Origin of the sequence: Pseudomonas sp. RIT357 (assembly GCF_000632245.1) — a bacterium.
Lineage (GTDB): Bacteria > Pseudomonadota > Gammaproteobacteria > Pseudomonadales > Pseudomonadaceae > Aquipseudomonas > Aquipseudomonas sivasensis.
Map to the genome: position 1 here is coordinate 92,382 of NZ_JFYX01000023.1, position 25,419 is coordinate 117,800.

Consider the following 25,419-nt stretch of genomic DNA (forward strand, 5'->3'; position numbering starts at 1 on the left):
GTCAGTCGACCCATTCATCACTGACCCATCGCCATCGGGGGCAAGTCGAATCGTCGCACCGCCCCCCACAGTCATAAGCAGGCATTCAGACCTGCGAAACGATCAACCCTGACCCTGAGGATGCAACAACCCTAACTCACTTTGGAGATCTGCCATGAGCACCAACGTCGACCAGAACAACCGCCCCGACTACGACCAGGTTCTGCAGGACATCGCCGACTACGTCCTCACCTACCGGATCGACTCCCCAGCCGCCCTCGACACCGCCCGCAACTGCCTGATGGACACCCTCGGTTGCGGCCTCCTGGCGCTGCGTTTTCCCGAGTGCACCAAGCACCTGGGGCCGATCGTCGAGGGCACGGTGGTGCCGTTCGGTGCGCGAGTGCCGGGCACGTCGTTGCGCCTGGATCCGGTCAAGGCCGCCTGGGACATCGGCTGCATCGTGCGTTGGCTCGACTACAACGACACCTGGCTCGCCGCTGAATGGGGCCACCCTTCGGATAACCTCGGTGGCATTCTGGCCGTGGCCGATCACCTGTCGCAAAAACGTGTGGCCAATGGAGATGCGCCGCTGACCGTGCGTGCGGTGTTGGAAGCGATGATTATGGCCCACGAAATTCAGGGCGTTATCGCGCTGGAAAACTCGTTCAACCGTGTCGGCCTCGACCATGTGCTGCTGGTCAAAGTCGCCTCGACGGCGGTCACTGCCAAGCTGATGGGCGCCACCCGTGAGCAACTGCTGGCGGCCTTGTCCCACGCGTTTGTGGATGGGCAAGCGCTGCGCACTTACCGCCATGCGCCGAATGCCGGCTCGCGCAAATCCTGGGCGGCGGGTGATGCATCAAGCCGTGGCGTGCGCCTGGCGGATATCGCGCTGCGTGGCGAGATGGGCATTCCCGGTGTCTTAAGCGCGCCGCAGTGGGGCTTTTACGACGTGTTGTTCAGCCACACCAACAAGGACCTGGCGCTCAAGCCCGAGGACAAGCGCGCGTTCAGTCTTTCCCAGGCGTACGGCACCTATGTGATGGAAAACGTGCTGTTCAAGATCAGCTTCCCCGCCGAGTTCCATGCGCAAACAGCCTGCGAAGCGGCGGTGACCTTGCATCCTCAGGTCAAACATCGACTGCATGAGATCGAGCGCATCGTGATCACTACCCATGAGTCGGCGATCCGCATCATTTCCAAGGTGGGTCAGTTGGCCAATGCCGCTGATCGCGACCACTGTTTGCAATACATGACCGCCGTGCCTCTGGCGTTCGGCAATCTGGTGGCCGAGCAGTACGAAGATGAATTCCATGCAGCCCACCCGATCATTGATGAGCTGCGCGACAAGATGGTCATTGTCGAAGACCCACGCTACAGCCGCGAATACCTGGAGGCCGACAAACGTTCCATCGCCAATGCAGTGCAGGTGTTCTTCAAGGATGGCTCCAGCACCCAGCAGGTGGCGGTGGAATATCCCATCGGCCATCGTCGCCGTCGCGTGGATGGCATTCCGTTGCTGGAAGACAAGTTCAAGGCCAACCTGGCGACGCGGTTTACCGCGCAACGCAGCGCCGAGATCTTTGCGTTGTGCAAGGACCAGGCGAAGCTTGAGGCCACAGCTGTAAACCGCTTCATGGACCTGTTCGTGATCTAGCAGGCGACGCAAAACTAAAAATGTGGGAGGGCGGCGTGACGATTCGACTTGCCCCCTCCCACATTTGAATTGCGTTCATTCGAACCGTAGGATCACCCGGCGATTGTGCTTACTCTTCTTCTCGATCTTTTCGCAGAACACCCGGCCGATTTCCTCAGTGTTGATCACGTGGGTGCCGCCGCACGGCTGGATGTCGATCCCGGCAATTTCAATCACCCGTACCGAACCTTGGATCACAGGGGGGGCGACCGCCTGGGTGCGGGTGATCTGCAGCAGGGTGGAGTATTCCGTGGCAGCCATCGACAGGGTTTTCACCGGGTGAGCCTGTTCGATCAGCGCGTTGAGGTCGCGGGTGATGCTGTCTTTGTCGAGGGTCATTTCCGGCAGGTCGAAATCCAGGCGACCTTTGTCGGCACTGATGCTGCAGCCCGTTACCGGTGCATCGATGAGCGAGCACAACAAATGCAGGCAGGTGTGCATTTTCATGTGCTGGTAGCGCCGTGCCCAATCCAGCCCGGCATCCACCTGTACTCCGGCAACCAGTTGCTCGGGGCAGTGTTCAACCTGGTGCCAGATGATCGAGCGCAGTACTTGGTCGCGTACGGTGCCGATCACTTCGACCCGCGTACCATCGGGTAAGGTCAAGTGGCCGGTATCGCCCGGCTGTCCGCCGCCGGTGGGGTAGAACAGTGTGTGCTCCAGGGCAATGCCGTGTTCGCTTACGGCAATCACCCGGGCGCTGAATGCGTTCTGGTAGGGCGCGCTGTCATACAGCGCCAGGGTTTCCATGGAGTGCACGGACATGTTCAACCTCCGACGATCAGTGGGCTGGCTTGCAACAGGTGGCGCACCATTGCACTCAAGCCAGGGGGGGAAAGCAGGGTTATTTCAAATTCCGGGCCGCAGATTTTCAGGTTCAGCGGCAGGCGCGGCAGTTGATTGCCGGCTTCGACCCGGTGCAGACGAAATTGGAGGTGATGACGCTCCTTCACTGTCGGCTCCAGCATCAGCCCAGGCAAAGGGTGGAAGTCGGCATCCAGCACCGTCACCTTGTGGCTGGCGTTGACCTCGCCGACCACGTGCAAGCGCTCCTCCAGGGCGAAGGCGCCAAGGTAGCTGCTGTGGTCCGATTCATCGTTTTTCTGCAGTTGGATCTGGTTGACCACCTTGACCTTGGTCCCGGCGGGCACGTCCTGGGTGATCACGCAGGACGGGCTGATAAACACGTTATCGCCAATTAACACATACCCCAGCACCCGGGCACCGGAGCCGACTTCGACGTTGTTGCCCAGGCGTGGATGGCGCTTGCCGTCAGGGTTGTTGGCAATGCCTCGAGCGCCGAGGGTCACGCCGCAGAGGATGTAGCAGTCGTTGCCGATCTCGCAGGTTTCACCGATGACCGTGCCGTAGCCGTGGTCCAGCACAAAGCGCCGGCCGATGCGCGCCGCCGGGTGTATCTCGGCGCCGGACAGCACTTTGCCCTGGTTGCTGAGCTTGAGGGCGATGCGCGAGAACACGCCGTTGGTCTGGTCGGGGAAATTCCACACAAGGTGCGCAAGCCGGTAATACAGCACCGCCTTGAACGAGGCATAGGATTCCAGAATCAGCTCGCCGCGACCGCGTGAAGCCGGGTCGCGGTAGGCATAGGCGATCAGGTCTTCGGCCACCGATTGGGCGGCGCTCTGGATCAGCGGCGCCAGGTGCGGTTCCAACTGTTTCATTTGCGCAGGCGTCAGGGTCTTGATGAGTTGGGTGAGCAACTCATCGTGCAGGTGTTGCATGTCGATAAAGCCGCCCATGGAGGAACCCCCGCATTCTGGCTGGTTGGAAAACCGGTTATTCGAAGCTGGGCAGGTAGCTGTCGGCATTGTCGTAGACCATGGTCAACACCACCGTTTCGGGCGGCAGTTCGGGGGCAAGCCTGGCGACGGCCACCATGTTGGCGGCGGAGGAGAGGCCCAGGCTGATGGCGTCGGTGCGCATGATGCGTTTCATCATGTCGATGCAGTCTTGGCGCGAAACCTTGAGCATGCCGTCAATCACATCGAGGTTGAGGATGCTCGGGATCAGCCCAATCGACAGGCCCTGGATATGGTGCGGCGCGTGTTGGTTTTTCAGCAGGTCACATTCTTCCGGTTCCACGCCCATTACGCGTAGTGCCGGCCAGGCGGCTTTGAGGGTTTCGCCGATACCGGTGATATGGCCACCGGTGCCGATGCCGCTGACGAAGTAGTCCACGCGGCGATCACCAAAGGCGCGGAGGATTTCCGGCGCGGTGGTGTCGCGGTGAGTCTGCGGGTTGGCGCCGTTACGTTGCTGGTTGAGCATCACGTAGTTGGGGTTTTCCAGCTGCAACTCCATGCATTTTTCACCGTGGGAATTGTTGCCCAGGCGGCTGTCCGACAGCACCACCTTGGCGCCGTACAGGCGCAGCAGCTTCTGTTTTTCAGGGCTGTAGTTGTCGGGAATCACCAGTACCACCTTGTAGCCCAGCACGTTACCGGCCATCACCAGGCCGATGCCGGTGTTGCCGCCACTGGGCTCGATGATGGTTTGCCCGGAATCGCGCATCAGCACGCCCCGGCGCTCGGCGTCGAGGATCATGCCAAGGGCGATGCGCGCCTTGTGGCTGCCGCCGGGGTTGAGGGATTCGAGCTTGGCGTAGACCTCGATGCCGAGGTCTTCGGAAAACTGCGCCAGACGCACGATGGGCGTGTGGCCGATGGCATCGAGGATCGAGTTATGCAACATCAGTCAGTCCTCAACTCAGTACAAGGGCATGTCGGGTTCGACGTCGCGAACCCAGTGCTTCATGCCGCCTTGCAGGACTTTGGTGTTGGCAAAACCTGCCGCGAGCAGCGTACTGGCCGCTTGCTCGGCGCGGGTGCCGGCGTAGCAGATCAGGTAATGAGTGTTGTCGCGGCTGAGGCGGTCGAGTTGACCGTCCAGCTCGGCGAGCGGGATGTGCACCACCCCCGGTAACTTGCACACCTCCAGTTCGCTGGCGTCGCGCACGTCCAGCAGCACGTCGGCGCTGCGCGGGTGTTCGAGCAATTGCTTGAGAACGCGCGGCTTGATGTAGCGCTCTTCGGCGAGTGACGGTGCGCTGGGCATGGTGTCGGCGCACACGGCTGGCGCGACCGTTTCACTGTGGCGCAGTTCGGAGCAGCACGGGCAGTCAGCGCGGCGTTTGAAGCGGATTTCACTGAATTTCATCGCCAGCGCATCGAAGCGCATCAAGCGCCCGGACAGCGGTTCGCCAATGCCGATCAACAGCTTGATGGCCTCGGTGGCCTGGATCATCCCAACCACGCCGGGCAGTACGCCAATCACGCCACCGGCGCTGCAATTGGGTGCCAGTTCTGCGGGCGGTGCGCTGGGGAACAGGCAGCGGTAGCACGGCCCGCCCTTGTAGTTGAGGACGCTGATCTGCCCGTCGAAACGGTAAATGGCGCCATACACCAAGGGTTTTCCAAGCTGTACGCAGGCGTCATTGACCAGGTAGCGGGTGTCGAAATTGTCGGTGCCGTCGATCACCAGGTCATAGGCGCTCACCAACTCCAGGGCGTTGTCGGCATTCAGGGCGGTGTCGTGGGCGTTGATCTGGATATGACTGTTGAGGTCTTGCAGGCGTTGCTTGGCGGATTCGACCTTGGGCATGCCGAGGGTGCTGTTGCCGTGGACGATTTGGCGTTGCAGGTTGCTGCTTTCTACTACATCGAAATCCACCAGGCCCAGAGTGCCGACACCGGCCGCCGCCAGGTACAGGCTGATGGGGGAACCCAGGCCACCGGTGCCGATGATCAATACCTTGGCTTTTTTCAGGTTCAACTGGCCTTCGCGGCCGACGCCCGGCAGGGTGATGTGGCGCACGTAACGCTGTACTTCCTCGTTGCTCAGAGTGTCGAGGTCTATGCCGCCGGACGTGGCGAGCAGCACTTCGATTTTGGCTTGTTCCGGCAAGGGTTCGTCGGCACCGATCAGCTCTTCTTCGGCGGTAAACAGGAAGTGTTCCTTGAGCTGGTTGTTCTTCTCGTGAAACAGGTGCGCACGCAACTGCGGGTGGCTGGTGCAGAGGTTTTCAATGACTTCGCGCAATGTCGATCCGGTGCTCTCAAGGGTCGATTCCGGCAGCTTGGCCACGCGAACCAGGATATCGGGGAAAGAGACAGCGTTCATGGACAACTCCGTGTGCAGGTCGTTGAAGGGTTGAAGGGCGAAATGTTTGCCATCCCAGGCAAATAGCTTGGAACCGAGGGCCTGGCCCTGGCGAACATCCACCACCAGATAGCTCACGGGGTAGATCGGCTCGCCCAGGAACAGCGCCTTGTCCTGGTCCTCGTCGCTGAAATACGCGCCGACGTCCGGGTGGGAGTGGTAGATCACCACCACGGGGTTGTCGCCGCGAAATGCCTTGTTCAGCAGCAGGGTGTCGGCCACCGAGAAGGTGTAGCCGCTGGCCGCGCTGCGCGGGTACATCTCGGGGTTCTTGTGGTGCAATTCATTTTGGATATTGCTGCCCAGGTACACGCTGCCGTCGGCAAAGACGTAGCCACAGCATTCCTCGGGATAGCTGCGGCTGGCGTGGGCGTAGATCTGTTCCAGGGCGGTGGGGCGGAGGACTTCCATGTTTCTCTCGCGTTGGTTGTGGGTCAATTTTTCTTGGCCATGAGTTTTTCAATCGGCAACTTGGTGATCGCAAAGCCAGCCAGCAGGATGGCCGAATACAGCATCAGGTCGCGTGAAATCGCCACGCCTTCGTACCAGGCGCCGATGATCACCGCGAACACCGGGAAGATGATGAACACGAACGACAGGATGATCGGGCTCAAGCGCTTGAGCAGCATGAAGTACACGATGAACCCGCCCACCGAGGCCACCAGTCCGAGGTAGAACAGGGCACTCCAGGAGCGCAGGGTGATGTCTTCAAAGGTGGGTGTTTCAAACCACAGCCCGGCGACGAACAGCATCAGCCCGGCGATGCCGATGGGCAGGGTGTTGTAGGTGATCACGCTGATGGCGCTGCCTTTCTGCTTGGTAATCACGTAGCACAAGGCATGCATGATCGCGGCGGTCAGAATCGCCAGTACGCCGAAGAACTCGGCGTGGTCCAGATGCAATCCCTGGCTCCTGATGATCATGTAGAGGCTGCCGAAGCCGATGCCGATGCCGACCACTTGGGAAAAGTAGATGCGCTCGCGCAGAAATAGCGCGGAGAAAATCAGGATGAATACCGGCATGCAACTGAAGAGCAGGGCGGTCAGGCCGGACGAGACATGCATCTCGCCATAGTTGAGCAGGTAGTAGGGAACGCTGAAGTAGGACAGGGTCACGAACACGAAGAACCAGCGGCTTTCGCGGGGAAACAGGATCGGCTCGCGCCGCACCATGGCAAAACACAGGAACAGCGGGAACGCGATCAGGAAACGCAGGCCGGCAGAGGTCAGTGGCGGCACGCTTTCTACGGCAATTTTGATGCCCAGCCAGGTCGTGCCCCAACTCAGGCACACGATCAGGAACATCACACTGGTGATCAGTCCGGCCAACCACTGTTTTTGGGTGTTGGTTTTGGCGGTGTTTTCTATAGCGGCGGACATTGGCATCGTTTATTGCTTCCCTGAGCCGGAATTGAACTCTATATTGAACTTGTAATGAGTTATGAAATTCGGCGATTGAACCCGTAAAAGCACACTATTAGGGCGAAAGATGGCTGTCAAAACAAATATTGACATGGTGTCAATTATGCGTGAGGGCTTGTCCAACGGTCAGGGCGTGAAGTACAAGCGCCTGTCCGATGTCATGGAACGGGGCATCCTCGAAGGCTTGATTGAGCCGGGACGAAAACTGCCGCCCCATCGGGTGCTTTCCGACAATCTGGGTGTGACCATCGGCACCATCAGCCGGGCCTACGGTGAGTTGGAGCGCCTTGGCTTGGTGGTTGCGCGAGTCGGTGACGGAACATTCGTGCGCAAGCGTGGGATGGAGCGCCAGCGCGATGAAGGCTTTCGCAACGTCAGCGAGGAGCCGCGCCAGTACTTCGATATGAGCCGCAACATGCATATCCCCGGGCAGGAGACGGCGTTCCTGGCCCAGAGCTTCCAAACCTTATCGACCAACGCCAAGTTCCTTCAGGACATCAGCGCCTATACCCCGGACGCTGGCCTGCCGCGCTACCGCGAAGCGGGTGCGCAATGGCTGGTGCAGAGGGATTTTCATCCGATTCCCGAGCAGGTCATCTGCGTCAATGGCGGCCAGCACGGCCTGCTCTGCGCGATGATGGCTTTGCTGCGGGCCGGCGATACGGTGGTGACCGAGCAACTGACGTACCCAGGCCTGATCACCGCGGCGCGCATGCTTGGCATCCGCCTGATCGGCCTGGAGATGGATGACGAGGGCGTGTTGCCGAATGCGCTGGACGAAGTCTGTCGAAATCACCGGATTTCGGCGCTGTACTGCACGCCGACGATCCAGAACCCCACCACCGCCGTGTTATCGGTGGCGCGCCGCGAAGCGCTGGTCAAGGTGTGCCGCGAGCACAATCTGCTGATCCTTGAAGACGAAGCTCATGGAGTATTAGTCGAAGACCGGCCGCCGCCCCTCAGCCATTTCGCCCCCGAGCGCACGATTTTGATCAGCAGCCTGAGCAAAGCCGTTTCCGCCGGGCTGCGCGTGGGCTATGTGCATGCGCCGCCGGCGTTGGTCAGCCGTATTTCGGCGGCCTTACGTTCTACGTGCTGGATGGCTACGCCGGTGACCTTGGAACTAGCCACGCAATGGATCGAAAATGGCACGGCCGAATACCTGCTGCGCCAACAGATCAACGAGATCAGCCGGCGTAAAGCCTTGGTGAGTGACCTGCTGGAAGGCCTGGCTTACCGCACCCATCTCAATAGCCCGCACTTCTGGATTGAAGTGCCGGAGCCGTGGCGTGCGTCGGAAATCGAGGCGGAGCTCAAGCAGAACAATTACCTGATCGCCACCGCCGAAGCATTTGCCGTAGGGCAGACGGCGGTCCCGCAGTTTATTCGGGCGAGTATCTGCAATACCTCGGGAGATGATCAGTTGTTGCGAGCGGGGTTTGATGCGTTGGCGACGGCGTTGGGGCAGGGCGGGGGCAGGTTCCATCTGTAGAGTTGAATGTACGCCGACCCAAATGTGGAAGGGGGCTTGCCCCCGATGGCGGTGGATCAGTCAATTAATCTGTCAACTGACACGCCGCCATCGGTAACAAGCCCCCTCCCACAGGTTATTTGAACCTGCGCTCCACACCTTTCTCCACCAGAATCTTCGCGGAAATCTCTTCCACCGAAAAATGCGTGGAATTGATGTGCGCAATATTCTCGCGACGGAACAGATTTTCCACTTCGCGCACTTCAAACTCGCACTGGGCGTAGCTTGAATAGCGGCTGTTGGGCTTGCGCTCGTTGCGGATGGCGGTGAGTCGGTCCGGGTCGATGGTCAGGCCGAACAGCTTGTGGGAGTGAGCGCGCAGGGCGGCCGGAAGTGTCAGGTGCTCCATGTCGTCTTCGGTCAGCGGGTAGTTGGCCGCGCGGATGCCGAATTGCATGGCCATGTACAGACAGGTGGGCGTTTTGCCGCAGCGCGACACGCCCACCAGGATCAGGTCGGCTTTGTCGTAGTAATGCGTGCGGGCGCCATCGTCGTTGTCGAGGGCGAAGTTCACCGCCTCGATACGCTCCATATAGTTGGAGTTATGCCCAATGGAATGGGACTTTCCTACGGAGTAGGAGGAGTGTTCGCTCAGCTCCTGCTCCAACGGCGCCAGGAAGGTCGAGAAGATGTCGATCATGAAACCATTCGACGTTGCGAGAATCTCACGGATGTCTTGATTGACGATGGTGTCGAAAATGATCGGCCGAAAGCCGTCTTTTTCAGCCGCAAGATTGATTTGTTGTACCATGGCCCGCGCTTTATCCACGCTGTCGATATAGGGCCGCGTGAATTTGGCGAAGGTATTGTTTTCGAACTGCGCGAGCAGGCTCTGACCCAATGTTTCGGCTGTAATGCCGGTGCCGTCGGAGATAAAGAAAGCAGATCGTTTCATTTGAGCCCTGGGCCTTAAGCTGATGGCGAATCTTGGATATGATAGGCGCGATTTTGCCGTCCCGCAGTGGGCCGCATTCTCACTTATTTTCCAGGTCCAGGCCACAAGCGCGGGCGTTAGCTCCTACTGAGCCGCCGGCGTCCTGAGCTTTTCCAACACAGAAAGTGGAGAGATCACCTTGGTAGAGTACGTAGTTTCCCTCGATAAGCTCGGCGTCCATGATGTAGAGCACGTGGGGGGCAAGAACGCATCCCTCGGCGAGATGATCAGTAATCTTGCAGGCGCTGGTGTCTCGGTGCCCGGTGGTTTCGCCACCACGGCCCAGGCTTACCGCGATTTCCTCGAACTGAGCGGCCTGAACGCTCAGATCCACGCCGCGCTGGACGCCCTGGACGTCGATGACGTCAATGCCCTGGCCAAGACCGGCAGCCAGATCCGCCAATGGATCATGGACGCCGAGTTCCCCGAGAAGCTCAACGAAGAAATCCGCACCGCCTTCGCCACATTGTCGGCCGGCAACCCGGACATGGCTGTCGCCGTGCGCTCCTCGGCCACCGCCGAAGACTTGCCCGACGCCTCCTTCGCCGGTCAGCAAGAAACCTTCCTTAATATCCGTGGCGTGGAAAACGTGATCCGCGCCGCCAAGGAAGTGTTTGCCTCTCTCTTTAACGATCGCGCCATTTCCTACCGCGTACACCAAGGTTTCGACCACAAGCTGGTGGCTTTGTCTGCCGGTGTGCAGCGCATGGTGCGTTCGGAAACCGGCACCGCCGGCGTGATGTTCACCCTGGATACCGAGTCGGGCTTCCGTGACGTGGTGTTTATCACCGGCGCCTACGGCCTGGGCGAAACCGTCGTACAGGGCGCGGTCAACCCGGATGAATTCTACGTACACAAGCACACCCTTGAAGCTGGCCGTCCCGCCATCCTGCGCCGCAACCTGGGCAGCAAAGCCATCAAGATGATCTACGGCGACGAGGCCAAGGCCGGTCGTTCGGTGAAAACCGTTGATGTGGACAAGGCCGAGCGTGCACGTTTCTGCCTGTCCGACGCGGAAGTCAGCGAGTTGGCAAAGCAAGCGATGATCATCGAAAAGCACTACAAGTGCCCGATGGACATCGAATGGGCCAAAGACGGCGACGATGGCAAGCTGTACATCGTGCAGGCCCGTCCGGAAACCGTGAAGAGCCGCACTTCGGCCAACGTCATGGAGCGCTACCTGCTCAAGGAAACCGGCACCGTGCTGGTGGAAGGCCGTGCCATCGGCCAGCGCATCGGCGCCGGCAAGGTGCGGATCATCAAGGACGTGTCCGAGATGGACAAGGTCCAGCCAGGCGACGTACTGGTCTCCGACATGACCGACCCGGACTGGGAACCAGTGATGAAGCGTGCCAGCGCTATCGTCACCAACCGTGGCGGGCGTACCTGCCACGCGGCGATCATCGCTCGTGAGCTGGGCATTCCGGCAGTTGTAGGTTGCGGCAACGCCACCCAACTGTTGAAGGATGGTCAAGGCGTGACCGTGTCCTGTGCCGAAGGCGACACCGGTTTCATCTTCGAAGGCGAACTGGGCTTTGACATCAAGCAAAACTCCATCGACGCCATGCCGGACCTGCCGTTCAAGATCATGATGAACGTCGGCAACCCGGACCGTGCCTTCGATTTCGCGCAGTTGCCGAACGCCGGTGTGGGCTTGGCCCGCCTGGAGTTCATCATCAACCGCATGATCGGCGTGCACCCCAAGGCGCTGTTGAACTACGACGGCCTGCCGCTGGATATCAAGGAAAGCGTCGACAAGCGCATCGCCGGTTACAACGACCCGGTGGGCTTCTACGTCGAGAAGCTGGTGGAAGGCATCAGCACCTTGGCGGCGGCGTTCTACCCGAAAAAGGTCATCGTGCGCCTGTCGGACTTCAAGTCCAACGAATACGCGAACCTGATCGGCGGCAAGCTTTACGAGCCGGAAGAAGAAAACCCAATGCTGGGTTTCCGTGGCGCCTCGCGTTACATCAGCGAAGCGTTCCGTGATTGCTTCGAGCTGGAATGCCGCGCGCTGAAACGTGTACGTAATGAGATGGGGCTGACCAACGTCGAGATCATGGTGCCGTTCGTCCGAACCCTGGGCGAAGCGAGCCAAGTGGTGGACCTGCTGGCTGAAAACGGTTTGTCCCGTGGTGAAAACGGTCTGCGCGTCATCATGATGTGCGAACTGCCGTCCAACGCCATCCTGGCCGAAGAGTTCCTGGAGTTCTTCGACGGTTTCTCCATCGGTTCCAACGACCTGACCCAACTGACCCTGGGCCTGGACCGCGATTCCGGGATCATCGCTCACCTGTTCGACGAGCGTAACCCTGCGGTTAAGAAGCTGCTGTCCAATGCTATCCAGGCCTGTAACAAGGCCGGCAAGTACATCGGCATCTGCGGCCAAGGCCCTTCCGACCATCCTGACCTGGCGCGTTGGCTGATGGAACAGGGCATCGAAAGTGTCTCGCTGAACCCCGACTCCGTGCTGGAAACCTGGTTCTTCCTGGCGGAAGGCCAAGCGTCCGCCTAAAGTCGCTACGTCAAAAGTGCCGGTCACTCGTTGTGGGTGACCGGCATTCTTATCTGTGCAGGGCGGATCTCCTTCCGGACGCCGCCCTTTTTTGTGCAAGAGCATTATGCAAAGCAGCAGCAATCTGTTTCCCGTCGCCCTGATCAGCGCTGAACGTCGTGGCGACCTGAGTGAAGATGTATATCGCCTCAAACCCGGTAATAGCCCCGACGGCACCGTTGAGCTGGCAGTTACCCGTTTGGGCCTTGCCGATGTCCCGGAAAACCGGGGCATCCCGGTTATTTTGTTGCACGGCAGTTTTTCCAATCGGCGTTTCTGGTATTCGCCTAAAGGCATCGGCTTGGGTGCTTTCCTGGCGCGCCAGGGCTTCGATGTGTGGATACCGGAAATGCGCGGCCATGGTTTGTCCAAGCGCAATCATGACTACGCCAAAAATCGGGTCGCTGACTACGCGCGCTATGATTTGCCGGCTATCGGCGCGTTTGTGAGAGAGCAAAGTGCGCAGATCCCCCACTGGATCGGGCACTCCCTGGGCGGCACAGCCTTGGCGGCGGCGCTGGGTGGTGAGCACCTTGGCGCGCCGGCAGTGGCTTCCGTGGCCTTGTTTGGTTGCCAGGTCAGTCGCACCCACTGGCCATTGAAGCTTCCTCCGGTGGAGTGGACCGGTCGATTGCTTCTGAAACGCTTCGGGGAATTGTCCGGCTCGCGCCTCAAGCGCGGTCCGGAGGATGAGCCCGCAGGCGTGCTGATCGAAGCCATGCGTTGGAATGGCCTGTTTGGACGCTTTGGCGAGGGTAAGCAGGACTGGTGGAAAGGCCTGGCAACCGTCGATGTGCCGCTGTTGGCCGTCAGTGCTGCCGGTGATCAACAGGACCCTGATTGGGCATGTCGCAAGTTGTTCGAGCAAATCGGTTCTGAGCATCGGCAATACCTTTGCCTGGGCCGCCAGCAAGGTTTTACCGAGGATTTCGGGCATGTGGAAATGCTGGTGAGCAAGGCCGCCCAGGCCGAAGTGTGGCCGCTGGTGGCGCAATGGTTAAAAGATCCGCTCACACCGTTGCTTGGCGCCCCGGTCGATACAGTGGCGACGGTTTGACGCAGCGCTCTGCCAAGGGCGTTTCGCTTGTGCGAGGTTGCGGCTAAGATATGACGCGCTGAACGCTTCTGGTCATATTCAGTCGCGCAGTGGCTCTTGCGTTGCGGCGAGGCGAAAGGGATGTTCCCCGTCCGCTTCGGCCGGTACTTCTTTGAAAGACACTTCTCTGGCAGAAAGGAATTTTTCGATGAACCATTACGTGACCCCCGACCTCTGCGACGCCTACCCGGATCTGGTGCAGGTGGTCGAGCCGATGTTCAGTAATTTTGGCGGCCGAGATTCCTTTGGCGGCGAGATTGTCACCATCAAGTGCTTCGAAGATAACTCGCTGGTGAAGGAGCAAGCCGACCAGCCGGGCGCCGGCAAGGTGCTCGTGGTCGACGGGGGCGGTTCCCTGCGGCGCGCGTTGTTGGGCGACATGATTGCCGAGAAAGCTGCAAAAAACGGCTGGGAAGGGTTGGTGATCTACGGTTGCATCCGTGATGTCGATGTCATCGCGCAGACCGATCTTGGCGTCCAGGCCCTGGCCAGCCACCCGATGAAGACCGACAAGCGCGGCATTGGTGACTTGAATGTGGTGGTCACATTTGCCGGCGTGACCTTTCGTCCGGGTGAGTACATCTATGCGGATAATAATGGCGTGATTGTGTCGCCAAGCCCGCTGAAAATGCCTGAATAAACCGCAATAACCGACGGGGTGAGGATGTTCGAGGAAGAAAACGCGCAATGGGGGCTGGTGCATGCCCTGGTGCTGGACGGTAAAGGCGGTGCGCGTTCGATTGCCCGGACTGAGCTCGACGACTTGCAACTGCAGCCCCAGGAAAGCCTGTGGCTGCATTGGGATCGCAGCCATCCGCAGACCCAGACCTGGCTGCGTAAATCCAGTGGCCTGAGCGAATTTGCCTGCGACCTGCTGCTGGAGGAGAACACCCGCCCGCGCTTGTTGCCGCTGCCAGAGGGCGAGCTCCTCCTGTTCCTGCGCGGGGTTAACCTCAATCCGGGTGCAGAGCCCGAAGACATGGTGTCGGTGCGTATCTTCGCCGCCGCCAGCCGCGTGATTTCCTTGCGCCTGCGCCCGCTGCGCGCTACCGATGAACTGCTTGTGCAACTGGCGGAGGGAAAAGGGCCAAGAACTGCGTCTGAACTCATCCTTTATATGGCGCAGTACCTGACCAATAAAGTGCAGGATCTGGTCACGGACCTCTCTGAAGTCGTGGATTCCGAGGAAGAAAAACTCGATACCGACGAACGGTATACTCCGGAGCACGGCAGCGTGTTGCAGATCCGTCGACGAGCGGCAGGGCTCAAGCGATTCCTCGCGCCGCAGCGGGACATTTTTGCTCAACTGACGCGGATCAAATTGCCATGGTTCTGCGATGACGATGCCGACTATTGGAACGAATTGAACAACAGCCTGACCCGCTATCTGGAAGAGCTCGAATTGACCCGCGAGCGCGTGGGGCTTGTGCTGGAGGCCGAAGACCGGCGCTTGAGCGTGCGCATGAACCGCACGATGTATCGCTTTGGGATCATCACTGGAATCTTCCTGCCCATGAGCTTCTTGACCGGCTTACTGGGTATAAATGTGGGAGGCATACCTTTCTCTCAGAGCCCCTATGGCTTCATCATTGCGTGCCTGTTGATGGTGTCGGTGGCCCTCGGACAATGGTGGCTATTTCGGCGGTTACGCTGGGTTTGAGCTGAATATCACCTGAATGTAGGAAGGGTCCTATGTGACCCCAGGAATTTTCCCCTCGTCTTTAAAACACTTGCGAGAGGTCTTTATGCACGATCCGTTCGAACAGTCTTTACGTGACATGCTCAATGCCTCGCCGTCCAACCGTGACGACGATGCCTGCCTGGGCCGCGTGTTGAAAACCGCTAACCGCCAGGTGGGCGCGGGTGACCTGTTCGGTCTGCTCGGCCGCTGGGTGCCGGCGTTGATGATGGCCTTGAACAACGGTTCGGCCCATGTTTCACCGGTTTCCCGTCGTAAACCTCTTGCTCGCACTGCTGATAAGGCTGATTGAATATGGAACTTGATCTCTGGACCCAGAGCCTGGTCACTGCAATGACCGCATTGTGGACCAAGGTGGCGAACTTCATTCCCAACCTGTTTGGTGCTCTGGTCCTGGTATTGCTGGGCTTTGTCGTAGCCAAGCTGCTCGATACCCTGCTGTCCAAATTGCTCGCTAAACTCGGGCTTGATCGCCTGATGGCAGGCACTGGCCTGACCAAGCTGCTGGGGCGTGCCGGGCTGCAAGTGCCGATCTCCACGTTGATCGGTAAGATCGTCTATTGGTTCGTTTTGCTGATTTTTCTGGTTTCTGCGGCTCAATCCCTTGGACTTGAGCGAGTTTCAGCTACGCTCGACATGCTGGCGCTGTATTTACCGAAAGTTTTCGGCGGCGCGCTGGTACTGCTGGTAGGTGTTCTGCTGGCGCAACTGGCCAATGGGCTGGTGCGCGGCGCTGCCGAAGGCGTGGGGCTGGACTATGCTGCTGGCCTGGGGCGAATTGCCCAGGGGTTGGTGATCATCATCAGTATTTCGGTCGCGATCAGCCAGTTGGAGGTCAAGACTGACCTGCTCAACCACGTAATTGTGATCGTTTTGATTACCGTTGGTCTGGCCGTTGCGCTGGCCATGGGTTTGGGAAGCCGGGAAATTGCGGGTCAGATTCTTGCGGGAATCTATGTGCGCGAGCTGTATCAAGTTGGGCAACAGGTGCGTGTAGGCGAGGTCGAAGGGCAAATCGAGGAGATCGGCACGGTCAAGACGACGGTGCTGACCGATGACGGTGACCTGGTGTCGTTGTCCAATCGGATTCTCCTGGAGCAGCAGGTCAGTAGCCGCTAATCCGGTAAACCCTGCTAATGTACGCCGCCGCAAGCTCGGCTGACCGGGCTGTAGCGGACATTGACCTGACTGTCGGCACGACTTGTTTTGAATAAAGCCCAAACGCTGTCCACGCGCTATGACCCCCGTGAGCTCTCTGATGAGGAGTTGGTCGCGCGCTCGCACACGGAGCTGTTTCACGTCACTCGCGCGTACGAAGAATTGATGCGCAGATATCAACGCACTCTGTTCAACGTTTGTTCAAGGTATTTAGGGAACGATAGAGATGCGGACGATGTCTGTCAGGAAGTGATGCTCAAGGTGTTGTACGGCCTGAAGAACTTTGAGGGTAAATCGAAGTTCAAGACCTGGCTCTACAGCATCACGTACAACGAGTGCATCACGCAGTATCGGAAGGAACGGCGAAAGCGTCGCTTGATGGACGCTTTGAGTCTGGACCCCCTTGAGGAGGCGACTGAAGAGAAGTCGCCGGCACCCGAGGAAAAGGGCGGACTCGATCGCTGGCTGGTGTATGTGAACCCGATTGACCGGGAAATTCTGGTGCTGCGATTTGTCGCAGAGCTCGAGTTCCAGGAAATCGCTGACATCATGCACATGGGTTTGAGTGCTACAAAAATGCGTTACAAACGTGCTCTAGATAAATTACGTGAGAAATTTGCGGGCGAGACTGAAACTTAGTGCGTGGCAAATATCTCTTACGTGTAGGCAAGTTCTGTTAGACTTGTCGCCGAGTTGTCCCCCGGTTTGTGGGACTGCTTTACAATCACCAGATGGGGATTTAACGGATGAAACTGAAAAACACCTTGGGCTTGGCCATTGGTTCTCTTATTGCCGCAACTTCTTTCGGCGTTCTGGCACAAGGCCAAGGCGCAGTTGAAGGCGAGCTGTTCTACAAGAAGCAGTACAACGATAGCGTCAAGCACATCGAAGACGGCTTCAATCCTGGCGCTCGCATCGGTTACTTCCTGACCGACGACCTGTCCTTGAACTTGTCCTACGACAAAACCAACCACACCCGTTCGAACGACGGTACTGGTAGCCAGAAGATCAAAGGCGATACCGGCAGCCTGGTTGCCCAGTATCACTTCGGTCAAGCTGGTGTTGACAGCCTGCGTCCATACGTTGAAGGCGGTTTCGGCCACCAGAGCCGTGGCAACGTACAAGCTGACGGCCACAGCGGTCGCGATCAGACCACTTTCGCTACCGTCGGTACTGGCGTGAAGTACTACTTCACCAACAACCTGTACGCTCGTGCCGGTGTTGAAGCTGACTACGGTCTGGACAACGGCAAGTGGGACTACTCCGCACTGGTCGGCCTGGGCGTAAACTTCGGCGGTAACGCTGGCGCAGCTGCTCCAGCTCCTACTCCAGCACCAGCTCCAGAGCCAACTCCAGAGCCAGAAGCTCCAGTTGCTCAGGTTGTTCGTGTTGAGCTGGACGTTAAGTTCGACTTCGACAAATCCGTTGTTAAGCCTAACAGCTACGGCGACGTGAAAAACCTGGCCGACTTCATGGCTCAGTACCCAGCTACCAACGTAGAAGTTGCTGGTCACACTGACTCCGTAGGTCCAGACGCTTACAACCAGAAGCTGTCCCAGCGTCGTGCTGACGCTGTTAAGCAAGTCCTGGTTAAAGACGGCGTTGCTCCTAGCCGTGTAACTGCTGTTGGTTACGGCGAATCCCGCCCAGTTGCTGACAACGCAACTGAAGCAGGTCGTGCTGTTAACCGTCGCGTAGAAGCGTCGGTTGAAGCTCAAGCTCAGTAATTACTGAGTAGAAAAAAGCCCGGCTCAGGCCGGGCTTTTTTTCGCCTGGAATTTGCCTCAGGCACTGGCCGCTGCCGTGATGTAGGCCACTTGGTCGGTGGCGGCAACACTGCCAATCACCAGGATTGCAGGGCTCTTCAAGGCAAAGGAATGAGCATCCTCGTGCATGCGTGACAGCTCACTACGGCATTCGCGCTGCTGGGGCAGTGATGCATTTTCGATCATCGCCACTGGCATATCAGCTGCCATCCCGCCTCCGAGCAATTGCTGGCGAATCTCCTCCAGCTTGGCCACGCCCATGTACACCACCAATGTCGTTCCACCTTCTGCCAGCGCGCGCCAATTAACGCTGCTGTCGTCTTGAGTGTGGGCCGTGACCAACGTCACGCCGCGGCTGACACCGCGCAATGTCAGAGGAATCGCGCAGTTCGTCGCACCCGCCAGCCCTGCGGTGATCCCGTTGACCAACTCCACCTCGACGCCACGCTCGCGCAGCCACATGGCCTCTTCACCACCGCGTCCGAAAATGCACGGATCGCCACCTTTGAGCCGCACCACGCACTTGCCTTGGCGGGCGTAACGCAGCATCAGGCGATGGATAAAATCCTGCGGGGTTGAGCGGCAGCCACCGCGTTTACCCACGGTAATCACACGAGCCTCGGCGCAGTGCTCCAGTACGGCCGGGTTGACCAAATCATCGATCAACACTACATCGGCTTCGTTCATTGCCCGTACGGCTTTGAGGGTCAACAGTTCTGGGTCGCCGGGGCCTGCGCCCACCAGCCAGACTTTTGCGTTCATGTGTTTTTCCTCGTCTAGAGCTGACGTCAGCTATGAAAGAGTGAATACAGAAGAATCAGATTGATCAGCATCGAGACCAGGCCCAAGGTGCGCCAAACCTTCAAAGGTTCGCGCTCAAGGAGTGGCTTCGGACGGATGCTCAGCTCTTGGCGATCAGCCTGCTCCAGCACCAGCAGCCATTCCTCGGCAGTCTCGTAGCGATGCGCGGGCTGCGCTGCCACCGCGCGTTCCAGGCTCAGAGGGAGCCAGTCCGGGAGGTCCGGACGATAGCGGCTGGCGGTGACGGATTGGGCAAATCTAGGTCGTTGGAAAGCTTCGATTTCACCGTATGGGTAGTGCCCGGTCAGCAGGAAATACAGCGTCACACCAACGCTATATAAATCCTGTTGTGCTGTAGGACGGTCGCCATTGAACGCCTCAGGCGCGATAAAGCTCGGAGTGCCGGGCAGCACATGGGCGCGATCCTCTGACAGGCCCGAGCAATACGCCAGACCGAAATCCAATACTCGCAATTCTCCGTCGTCCCCCAGCAGCAGGTTTTCCGGCTTGATATCGCGGTGCAGGATCTGCCGTCGATGCAGCATGCCCACCGCGCGCAGCAAACGCTCGGCGACGGACTGCCATTGCGCCAGGGGCAGTGGGCCCTGGCGCTGAAAGAGCTCGGCGAGGGTCATACCGGGATATTCACGCATCACGTAGTACAAATGCTGACGCCCGCTGGCCGTATGGACTTCCGGAAACGCCCGCCCGGCAACCCGTCGCAGAAACCATTCTTCCGACAACAATGCCTGACCGCCGTCGCTGTCATTATCGCGGCTCAGGGGCAGCGTTTTCAGCAGCCAGGGTTGCTGCTGGGCATCGCGTACCCGGTACAACAATGACTGCCTGCTGTGTGCCAGGACGGCGTCGACCTGCCAACCTTCAAAGTGTTGCCCGGCTTTGAGTGGCGGTGGCAAGGGCCATTGCTGCAGCTGCACCAAGGCGTCACCGAGCGTGGCCTCGCCGACCGTGTCGACACGCACCAGCAGGGCGCTGGCATTGTCCTGGCTACCCGCCAGATGCGCGGCGTTGATCAGGGTGCTTACCGCCAGGTCGAGGTCGGTTTGTTCACGCAGGATCGCGCTGATGCTGTGATCGGCCAGGGTCGCCCACACGCCATCGCTGAGCAGCAGGAAACACTCACCCTCGCGCAATTGACCGTCGAGAAAATCCAGGACCAGATGTTGATCCAGGCCAAGGGCACGCTTGAGAACATGCTGCATGCCCGGCTGTTCCCACACATGGTCTTCGCTGATGCGCTGCAACTCGCCGTCCAGCCAGCGATATGCCCGGCAATCGCCGACATGGGCCAGGGTGAAGCGCTGGCCGCGAAAGACCAAGGCGCTGAGGGTGGTCAGCAACGGTTGACCTCCCCCATTGGCCTGCAGCCAGCGGTTCTGTGCGAGTAGCAACCGCTCCAGTGCCTGTGCCACGCCCCAGGTTTGCGGCGTGGCGTAGTAATCCAGGGCCAGGGCCTGCAGAGTTGATCGGGCGGCCAGGCCACCGTCTGCACACTGGCTCACGCCGTCGGCCATGGCGCACAGATAGCCTTTGCTCGCCGCCAGTTCCGCAGCGGGGGTAACCACCCGCAGCGCATCCTGGTTTTCCGCCCGTGGGCCGATGGCACTGGCGTGGGCGATGCTCAGTTGCAGGCTCATCAGACGCGCGCGGCGGTCACAGCGGCCGAACCCCAAGTAGTTCTCCAGCGGCGCTTGACGCCATGCAGACCGAACCAGGCCAATACGCCCAGGCTCGCGAACAACCACAAGGCCAATTGATAGCTTCCGGTGCTCTGCTTGATCGCACCCATGCCCGCCGCCAGGGCGAAACCGCCGATGCCGCCGGCCATGCCAATCAGGCCGGTCATCACGCCGATCTCACGGCGAAAACGCTGTGGTACCAGTTGGAACACAGCGCCATTGCCTGCGCCCAAACCGAGCATGGTGCAGACGAAAAGCGCCAGCGCCGCGTAGGAACTGGGCAGGTTGAAACCGACTGCCGCGATGCAAATTGCTGCGACGCTGTACATGCCGAGCAGTGTGCGGATCCCGCCGAAACGGTCGGCCAAGGCGCCGCCCAGTGGGCGCATCAGGCTGCCACCGAACACGCAGGCGGCGGTGTAGTAGCCGGCGGTCATGGGGCTCAGGCCGTATTGATCGTTGAAATAGCCGGGCAGGGCGCTGGCCAGGCCGATAAATCCACCGAAGGTCACGCTGTAGAAAAACATGAACCACCAACTGTCGCGGTCGCCCAGAGCCTTGAAGTAATCAGCCATGGACTTGGCTTTAGCGCGTTCAGGCGCATTTTTCGCGAGCCAGGCGAACACGATCAGGGTCAGGATCAGCGGAATCAGTGCGAAGCCGAACACGTTGCTCCAGCCAAAGGCCGCCGCCAGTACCGGGGCCAACAATGCAGCGAACACTGTGCCCGAATTACCGGCGCCGGCGATGCCCATGGCCTTGCCCTGGTGTTCGGCTGGATACCACTGGGACGCCAACGGCAACGCCACTGCAAAGGATGCGCCGGCCATACCGAGGAACAGCCCTAGCAACAAGGCTTGTTCGTAGCTGTGAACCCCCAGTTTCCAGGCGCCGAACAACGCGACAATCACAATCACCTGGCCAATCAGCCCGGCTGTCTTTGGGGATAGCTTGTCCGCCAGCATGCCCATCAGGAAGCGCAACACAGCGCCCGCAAGGATCGGTGTCGCCACCATCAAGCCGCGTTGTTGAGTGGTCAGGTGCAAGTCGGCGGAAATCTGTACCGCCAGCGGGCCCAACAAATACCAGACCATGAAGCTCAGATCGAAATACAGGAACGCGGCAAACAGGGTCGGGGTGTGCCCGGATTTCCAGAAGCTTGATTTCATCACGCACCTCAACGGTTGGGAGTCTTGTAAGAAGGCCTAGTGATGGAGCAGCCGGCTGAGGCCGCCCCACCGGCCCCGTGCTGCTGGGGCCAAAACGAAAAAACGCCGCCATCGGGTTCGCGAGGGCAAACCGGATGTGCGACGTCTTTGTCGTGGAGGGGCAACCGCCGTTGGTTACCTGTGATGATTGTTTAGCAAGTCCCGCGCCACATCAGCCGAGCAGTTCACTCATGGCGATGATTTGCTCTGCCACTTGGATCAGTTTCTGTTGGCGGCTCATGGCTTGGCGGCGCATCAGTGTGTAGGCCTCTTCCTCATTACAGGCCTTCATTTTCATCAGCATGCCCTTGGCCAGTTCGATGCGCTTGCGCTCGGCCAACTGCTGGTCCCGCGCCTGAAGCTGGGCGCGCAAGGCCTGGTCGCTTTCAAAGCGGGCCATGGCCACGTCGAGGATCGGTTGCAGGCGCTGGGCCTGGATGCCCTCGACGATATAGGCACTGACACCGGACTTGATGGCCTGGCGCATCACGTTCGGGTCGTGCTCGTCGGTAAACATCACGATAGGCCGGGGCTGGTCGCGGCTGACGAGCACCACTTGCTCCATCACATCGCGGCCCGGTGACTCGGTATCGATCAGAATCACATCCGGGCGCACTGTTTCGACGCGTGCCGGCAAGTCGATGGTCAGGCCGGACTCATCGATCACCTCGAAGCCAGCTTCGATCAGCGCCGTACGCAGGCGCCCGACCTTGCGCGGGGTGTCATTGATCAACAGGATTCGCAGCATAGAAGTGCTCCTGTCAGCGCAAGGCTTGGCGGTTGGCGTGGTCGGCGATGGCATGCAATCGGAAACTGCGGGCGTAGCCGACGGGGTCCGAGCCGTCCCACACCTTGCCGTCGATCAGTTGGCTGCTGCGCATGTCCTGGCGTTGCGCATTGATGCCCAGCGCGTCTGCCGCCTGGCGATACAGCGCCAGTTGCTGGACCTGGCGGGCAACGCCCAGGTAATCAGGGTCTTCGCGCAGCAGGCCCCAGCGTCGAAACTGGGTCATGAACCACATGCCATCGCAGAGATATGGCAGGTTCACTTCGCCATCGGCGAAAAAGCGCAGGGCATGGGGATCCTGCCAGTGGTTGCCCAGGCCATCGTCATAAATGCCCAGCAGGCGGGGTTCGATGCAGTCGAGAGGCGCGTCAAGGTACTCGCGGCCGCTGAGCAACTGCGCGGTGGAACGCCGGTTTTCGATACTTTCTTCAATAAAGCGGCTGGCTTCGAGGATAGCCATGACCAATACGCGGGCGGTGTTGGGGTATTGGTCGACGAAGGCCTGTGTGCAGCCGAGCACCTTTTCTGGATGGTTCGGCCAGATCGCTTGGGTGGTTGCCAGTGTAAAGCCCTGGTTTTGCGCGACTGCGCTGGCACTCCAGGGTTCTCCGACGCAAAAGCCATCAATCCGACCAGCTTGCAGGTGCGCAACCATTTGTGGGGGCGGTACCACGACGCTGTCCACATCCTGTAACGGATGAATGCCCTGACTTGCGAGCCAGTAGTACAACCACATGGCGTGGGTGCCTGTGGGAAAGGTCTGTGCGAAGGTCAGTTTTGTTCGGCTTTGGTGCACGTGGCGATCCAATGCCTCAGGAGTGACCACCCCTTGTCGTTGCAGGGCGTGGGACAGGTTGATGCTTTGACCGTTCTGGTTCAATCCCATCAGCACGGCCATGTCGGTGGGTGCGACGCCGCCGATGCCCAGGTGAACGGCATAGATCAACCCGTACAGGCTGTGGGCGGCGTCCAGTTCACCGCTGACCAGTTTGTCCCGCAGGTTGGCCCACGAGGATTGGCGCTTGAGGTTTAGCGTCAGGCCATAAGGTTGAGCGAAGCCCTGGGTTGCCGCCACCACCAGGGAGGCGCAGTCGCTCAAAGCCATGAAGCCCAGGTCGAGGCTGCTCTTTTCCGGAGCATCACTGCCGTTGACCCAGGCCAGTGGGTCTCTTGTCGGGCTGCTGCCAACCGAATCGTTCATCAACACCTACCTTTTCTTTCAAAAAAAAGCGCCGTTCCCTCAGATGGCGATGCAAGGCCATTGCGGGTAACGACGCCTTTGTCCGTAAGCTCGCTCCGCCGTTGGAGTGCGCTCTGATACCGAGTGCAAAGCAAGGCACATGCCACGGGCCTGGAAGCGCTGTCGGCCGTCACCTTTCCATCAAGATTGAAAATGGACGGCCTCTCAGTATGGCCGCCTCTCACTGCCAGGCCGCCCAGGAAACCTACGGTGTACGCTGACTTTCCCTTAACGACTCCCTGCCTCTGGCTACTGCTTGCCGCGCTGATGCTGGGAGGTGCCGATGCCCATGGCGAAACCTATCAGGCGCAGGACGAGAGCCTGCATACCGTCTTTACTGCCTTGTCCGTGCCTATGGGCCTGCCCATTGTCGTGAGCAGTGAAGTGGCGCGCACACGCATCAGTGAAGTCATTGACCTCGATACACCTCAACACGCCCTGGAGACGCTTGCATTGCAATACGGCTTGATCTGGTACGGCGACGGGCAGGCGCTCTACATCTATGACGTCAGCGAAGCAAAAAGCTCGACCGTGACGTTGTTGCATATATCCGTCGACAGGTTTCGTGCCCTCATGCGCCGCTCTGGGGTTGATGAAACGCGCTACCCCCTTAGGATCAGCGGAGCTCGGACATTCTCCGTGTCGGGTCCGCCTAATTATGTCGATCAGGTGTTGCAACTGGCCCAATTGATGGACCTTGAACGTGCTGATTTGCGCGTGGGTACCCAGGCGTTTGCTGTCGTCCAGGTACTCAACACCCATGTTGCTGACCGGGTGTACTCCATGGGCCCGGAAAAGGTCACGGTGCCGGGGATCGCGTCGCTGATCGACACCCTGCTGGCGTCTGAGGAGGACGGACCACTGGCCGACAAGAGTCTGGTGGTGATCCCCTATTTGGATACCAACAGCCTGCTGATCAAGGGCGAACCTGAGCAATTGGGATTCATCGAGCGATTGATCGCCGAGTTGGACACACCCAAGCGGTCTGTCGAAGTCTCGCTCTGGATGGTGGACGTGGAGCGTGACGACCTGAAAAAACTGGAGCCTGCCTGGGATAAGGAGGCGAAGGGTCAGGCCACGCGAATCCTGGAACCGATTGACGATAACCGCTTGATGGCGCAAATCGCCACGCTGGAGCATCGGCGGCGAGCGAAAGTGATGACGTTACCGGTGATTCTCACCCAAGAGAACGTGCCAGCGGTATTTCAGGATAACCACACCTTCTATCTGCCCGCTCCCGGACAGGATCATGCTGATTGGAAGCCTGTGCATTACGGCTCCCAAGTCAGCGTGTTGCCGCGTTTTGCCGAAGCGAATCAGATCGAGATGCTTCTCCACGTTGAGGATGGTCGCCAGATGAGCCAGGTAGGTCGGCGCGGCAAACCGAGCGCGGTCGGACGGGTGAGTGTCAGTAGCGTGGTGCAAGTGCCGCAGGGCAAGCGCCTGTGGTTGGGGCCGTTTAGCCGTGAGGCCAATGAGCAGGGACGAAACGCCGTATCAAATGGCTCGGCCAAGGTTCGTCTGTTTGTGATTCAGTCCCGGGCCATGGGTAGCGAGAAGGCCTTACCGGCAGGCGTTGGTGCGCCGCCGTTGACTGCGGCGCAATACGAACGAGTGCAACGTGCGTTTGTGCACCCGGGTCGCGATATCTCTCCGTGAAAAAGGTG

22 protein-coding genes are annotated in these 25,419 nt (G+C 59.4%); 11 read left to right on the forward strand and 11 right to left on the reverse strand.

The genetic code is table 11. The features are described from left to right. The first annotated feature begins 154 nt into the window (after nt 1-154). Entirely contained in the window at nt 155-1,639 is a 1,485-nt protein-coding gene (gene prpD / locus BW43_RS12155; RefSeq protein ID WP_032887577.1) for a 2-methylcitrate dehydratase, read from the forward strand. 75 nt (nt 1,640-1,714) lie between these two features. Here the strand turns inward: prpD and BW43_RS12150 are convergent, their stop codons facing one another. From BW43_RS12150 to BW43_RS12130, 5 genes are read right to left on the reverse strand one after another with little or no spacing between them, the layout of a single operon-like run. Continuing rightward, complete coding sequence (locus BW43_RS12150) at nt 1,715-2,443, reverse strand: alanyl-tRNA editing protein (RefSeq protein WP_032887578.1); 729 nt, start codon at nt 2,441-2,443, stop codon at nt 1,715-1,717. Between the two features lie 2 nt (nt 2,444-2,445). After that, nucleotides 2,446-3,438, reverse strand: a complete 993-nt coding sequence (locus BW43_RS12145) for a serine O-acetyltransferase (protein ID WP_032887580.1) — start codon at nt 3,436-3,438, stop codon at nt 2,446-2,448. Between the two features lie 37 nt (nt 3,439-3,475). Continuing rightward, complete coding sequence (locus BW43_RS12140; protein WP_032887582.1) at nt 3,476-4,390, reverse strand: PLP-dependent cysteine synthase family protein; 915 nt, start codon at nt 4,388-4,390, stop codon at nt 3,476-3,478. A gap of 15 nt (nt 4,391-4,405) precedes the next feature. Then, nucleotides 4,406-6,268 (reverse strand): molybdopterin-synthase adenylyltransferase MoeB, encoded by a 1,863-nt coding sequence (moeB, locus tag BW43_RS12135; RefSeq protein WP_032887584.1) that lies wholly within the window; start codon nt 6,266-6,268, stop codon nt 4,406-4,408. 23 nt (nt 6,269-6,291) lie between these two features. After that, nucleotides 6,292-7,185, reverse strand: coding sequence for a DMT family transporter (locus tag BW43_RS12130; RefSeq protein ID WP_160385034.1), 894 nt, complete (start codon nt 7,183-7,185; stop codon nt 6,292-6,294). Nucleotides 7,186-7,345: 160 nt separating this feature from the next. Between BW43_RS12130 and BW43_RS12125 the strand changes: the two genes are divergently transcribed. Then, a complete protein-coding gene (locus tag BW43_RS12125) occupies nt 7,346-8,770 on the forward strand; it encodes a PLP-dependent aminotransferase family protein (RefSeq protein WP_032887586.1) in 1,425 nt (474 codons plus the stop codon). A gap of 115 nt (nt 8,771-8,885) precedes the next feature. On the opposite strand, the gene BW43_RS12120 is transcribed toward BW43_RS12125, so the two are convergent. Then, nucleotides 8,886-9,704 carry a pyruvate, water dikinase regulatory protein gene (locus BW43_RS12120; protein WP_027603681.1) on the reverse strand — a complete coding sequence of 273 codons (819 nt, stop codon included), beginning with the start codon at nt 9,702-9,704 and terminating at the stop codon, nt 8,886-8,888. A gap of 178 nt (nt 9,705-9,882) precedes the next feature. Here BW43_RS12120 and ppsA point away from each other — a divergent pair, with 178 nt between their 5' ends. The 8 genes from ppsA to BW43_RS12080 all read left to right on the forward strand — a co-directional run bounded on the left by ppsA (nt 9,883) and on the right by BW43_RS12080 (nt 17,977). Beyond that, a complete protein-coding gene (gene ppsA, locus BW43_RS12115) occupies nt 9,883-12,258 on the forward strand; it encodes a phosphoenolpyruvate synthase (protein ID WP_032887588.1) in 2,376 nt (791 codons plus the stop codon). 106 nt (nt 12,259-12,364) lie between these two features. Beyond that, a complete protein-coding gene (locus BW43_RS12110) occupies nt 12,365-13,354 on the forward strand; it encodes an alpha/beta fold hydrolase (RefSeq protein ID WP_032887590.1) in 990 nt (329 codons plus the stop codon). A gap of 187 nt (nt 13,355-13,541) precedes the next feature. Next, nucleotides 13,542-14,033, forward strand: coding sequence for a ribonuclease E activity regulator RraA (gene rraA / locus BW43_RS12105; RefSeq protein WP_032887592.1), 492 nt, complete (start codon nt 13,542-13,544; stop codon nt 14,031-14,033). A gap of 24 nt (nt 14,034-14,057) precedes the next feature. Next, nucleotides 14,058-15,053, forward strand: coding sequence for a zinc transporter ZntB (locus BW43_RS12100; protein ID WP_032887594.1), 996 nt, complete (start codon nt 14,058-14,060; stop codon nt 15,051-15,053). 85 nt (nt 15,054-15,138) lie between these two features. Then, the gene (locus BW43_RS12095; protein ID WP_025854229.1) at nt 15,139-15,384 is read left to right on the forward strand and encodes a hypothetical protein; all 246 of its coding nucleotides are present in this window, start codon (nt 15,139-15,141) and stop codon (nt 15,382-15,384) included. A gap of 2 nt (nt 15,385-15,386) precedes the next feature. Further along, on the forward strand, nt 15,387-16,211 hold the full coding sequence (locus BW43_RS12090) for a mechanosensitive ion channel domain-containing protein (RefSeq protein WP_003175519.1): 825 nt from the start codon (nt 15,387-15,389) through the stop codon (nt 16,209-16,211). Nucleotides 16,212-16,298: 87 nt separating this feature from the next. Next, a complete protein-coding gene (sigX, locus tag BW43_RS12085) occupies nt 16,299-16,889 on the forward strand; it encodes an RNA polymerase sigma factor SigX (RefSeq protein WP_032887596.1) in 591 nt (196 codons plus the stop codon). A gap of 107 nt (nt 16,890-16,996) precedes the next feature. Beyond that, complete coding sequence (locus BW43_RS12080) at nt 16,997-17,977, forward strand: OmpA family protein (protein WP_032887598.1); 981 nt, start codon at nt 16,997-16,999, stop codon at nt 17,975-17,977. 57 nt (nt 17,978-18,034) lie between these two features. On the opposite strand, the gene cobA is transcribed toward BW43_RS12080, so the two are convergent. From cobA to BW43_RS12055, 5 genes are all read right to left on the reverse strand, one after another. After that, complete coding sequence (gene cobA, locus BW43_RS12075) at nt 18,035-18,778, reverse strand: uroporphyrinogen-III C-methyltransferase (protein ID WP_032887600.1); 744 nt, start codon at nt 18,776-18,778, stop codon at nt 18,035-18,037. 26 nt (nt 18,779-18,804) lie between these two features. Next, complete coding sequence (locus tag BW43_RS12070) at nt 18,805-20,475, reverse strand: bifunctional protein-serine/threonine kinase/phosphatase (protein ID WP_032888083.1); 1,671 nt, start codon at nt 20,473-20,475, stop codon at nt 18,805-18,807. Next, nucleotides 20,475-21,686 carry a NarK/NasA family nitrate transporter gene (locus BW43_RS12065; protein ID WP_032887602.1) on the reverse strand — a complete coding sequence of 404 codons (1,212 nt, stop codon included), beginning with the start codon at nt 21,684-21,686 and terminating at the stop codon, nt 20,475-20,477. The genes BW43_RS12070 and BW43_RS12065 overlap by 1 nt, the downstream gene beginning before the upstream one ends. A 211-nt stretch (nt 21,687-21,897) precedes the next feature. Continuing rightward, the gene (locus BW43_RS12060; protein ID WP_032887604.1) at nt 21,898-22,473 is read right to left on the reverse strand and encodes an ANTAR domain-containing response regulator; all 576 of its coding nucleotides are present in this window, start codon (nt 22,471-22,473) and stop codon (nt 21,898-21,900) included. A 13-nt stretch (nt 22,474-22,486) separates the two neighbouring features. Beyond that, on the reverse strand, nt 22,487-23,713 hold the full coding sequence (locus tag BW43_RS12055; RefSeq protein WP_032887605.1) for a CmpA/NrtA family ABC transporter substrate-binding protein: 1,227 nt from the start codon (nt 23,711-23,713) through the stop codon (nt 22,487-22,489). Between the two features lie 249 nt (nt 23,714-23,962). Between BW43_RS12055 and sctC the strand changes: the two genes are divergently transcribed. Then, a complete protein-coding gene (gene sctC, locus BW43_RS12050) occupies nt 23,963-25,411 on the forward strand; it encodes a type III secretion system outer membrane ring subunit SctC (RefSeq protein WP_032887607.1) in 1,449 nt (482 codons plus the stop codon). Nucleotides 25,412-25,419: the final 8 nt, after the last annotated feature.

What these genes read in the sequence shown, in the direction of transcription:
- BW43_RS12150 (WP_032887578.1), bottom strand. Translation starts at nt 2,443, where the DNA reads ATGTCCGTGCACTCCATGGAAACCCTGGCGCTGTATGACAGCGCGCCC.
- BW43_RS12060 (WP_032887604.1), bottom strand. Translation starts at nt 22,473, where the DNA reads ATGCTGCGAATCCTGTTGATCAATGACACCCCGCGCAAGGTCGGGCGC.
- prpD (WP_032887577.1), top strand. Translation starts at nt 155, where the DNA reads ATGAGCACCAACGTCGACCAGAACAACCGCCCCGACTACGACCAGGTT.
- BW43_RS12125 (WP_032887586.1), top strand. Translation starts at nt 7,346, where the DNA reads ATGGCTGTCAAAACAAATATTGACATGGTGTCAATTATGCGTGAGGGC.
- BW43_RS12140 (WP_032887582.1), bottom strand. Translation starts at nt 4,390, where the DNA reads ATGTTGCATAACTCGATCCTCGATGCCATCGGCCACACGCCCATCGTG.
- BW43_RS12110 (WP_032887590.1), top strand. Translation starts at nt 12,365, where the DNA reads ATGCAAAGCAGCAGCAATCTGTTTCCCGTCGCCCTGATCAGCGCTGAA.
- BW43_RS12090 (WP_003175519.1), top strand. Translation starts at nt 15,387, where the DNA reads ATGGAACTTGATCTCTGGACCCAGAGCCTGGTCACTGCAATGACCGCA.
- moeB (WP_032887584.1), bottom strand. Translation starts at nt 6,268, where the DNA reads ATGGAAGTCCTCCGCCCCACCGCCCTGGAACAGATCTACGCCCACGCC.
- rraA (WP_032887592.1), top strand. Translation starts at nt 13,542, where the DNA reads ATGAACCATTACGTGACCCCCGACCTCTGCGACGCCTACCCGGATCTG.
- BW43_RS12100 (WP_032887594.1), top strand. Translation starts at nt 14,058, where the DNA reads ATGTTCGAGGAAGAAAACGCGCAATGGGGGCTGGTGCATGCCCTGGTG.
- BW43_RS12120 (WP_027603681.1), bottom strand. Translation starts at nt 9,704, where the DNA reads ATGAAACGATCTGCTTTCTTTATCTCCGACGGCACCGGCATTACAGCC.
- cobA (WP_032887600.1), bottom strand. Translation starts at nt 18,778, where the DNA reads ATGAACGCAAAAGTCTGGCTGGTGGGCGCAGGCCCCGGCGACCCAGAA.
- BW43_RS12145 (WP_032887580.1), bottom strand. Translation starts at nt 3,438, where the DNA reads ATGGGCGGCTTTATCGACATGCAACACCTGCACGATGAGTTGCTCACC.
- BW43_RS12065 (WP_032887602.1), bottom strand. Translation starts at nt 21,686, where the DNA reads ATGAAATCAAGCTTCTGGAAATCCGGGCACACCCCGACCCTGTTTGCC.
- BW43_RS12070 (WP_032888083.1), bottom strand. Translation starts at nt 20,475, where the DNA reads ATGAGCCTGCAACTGAGCATCGCCCACGCCAGTGCCATCGGCCCACGG.
- BW43_RS12055 (WP_032887605.1), bottom strand. Translation starts at nt 23,713, where the DNA reads ATGAACGATTCGGTTGGCAGCAGCCCGACAAGAGACCCACTGGCCTGG.
- BW43_RS12095 (WP_025854229.1), top strand. Translation starts at nt 15,139, where the DNA reads ATGCACGATCCGTTCGAACAGTCTTTACGTGACATGCTCAATGCCTCG.
- BW43_RS12080 (WP_032887598.1), top strand. Translation starts at nt 16,997, where the DNA reads ATGAAACTGAAAAACACCTTGGGCTTGGCCATTGGTTCTCTTATTGCC.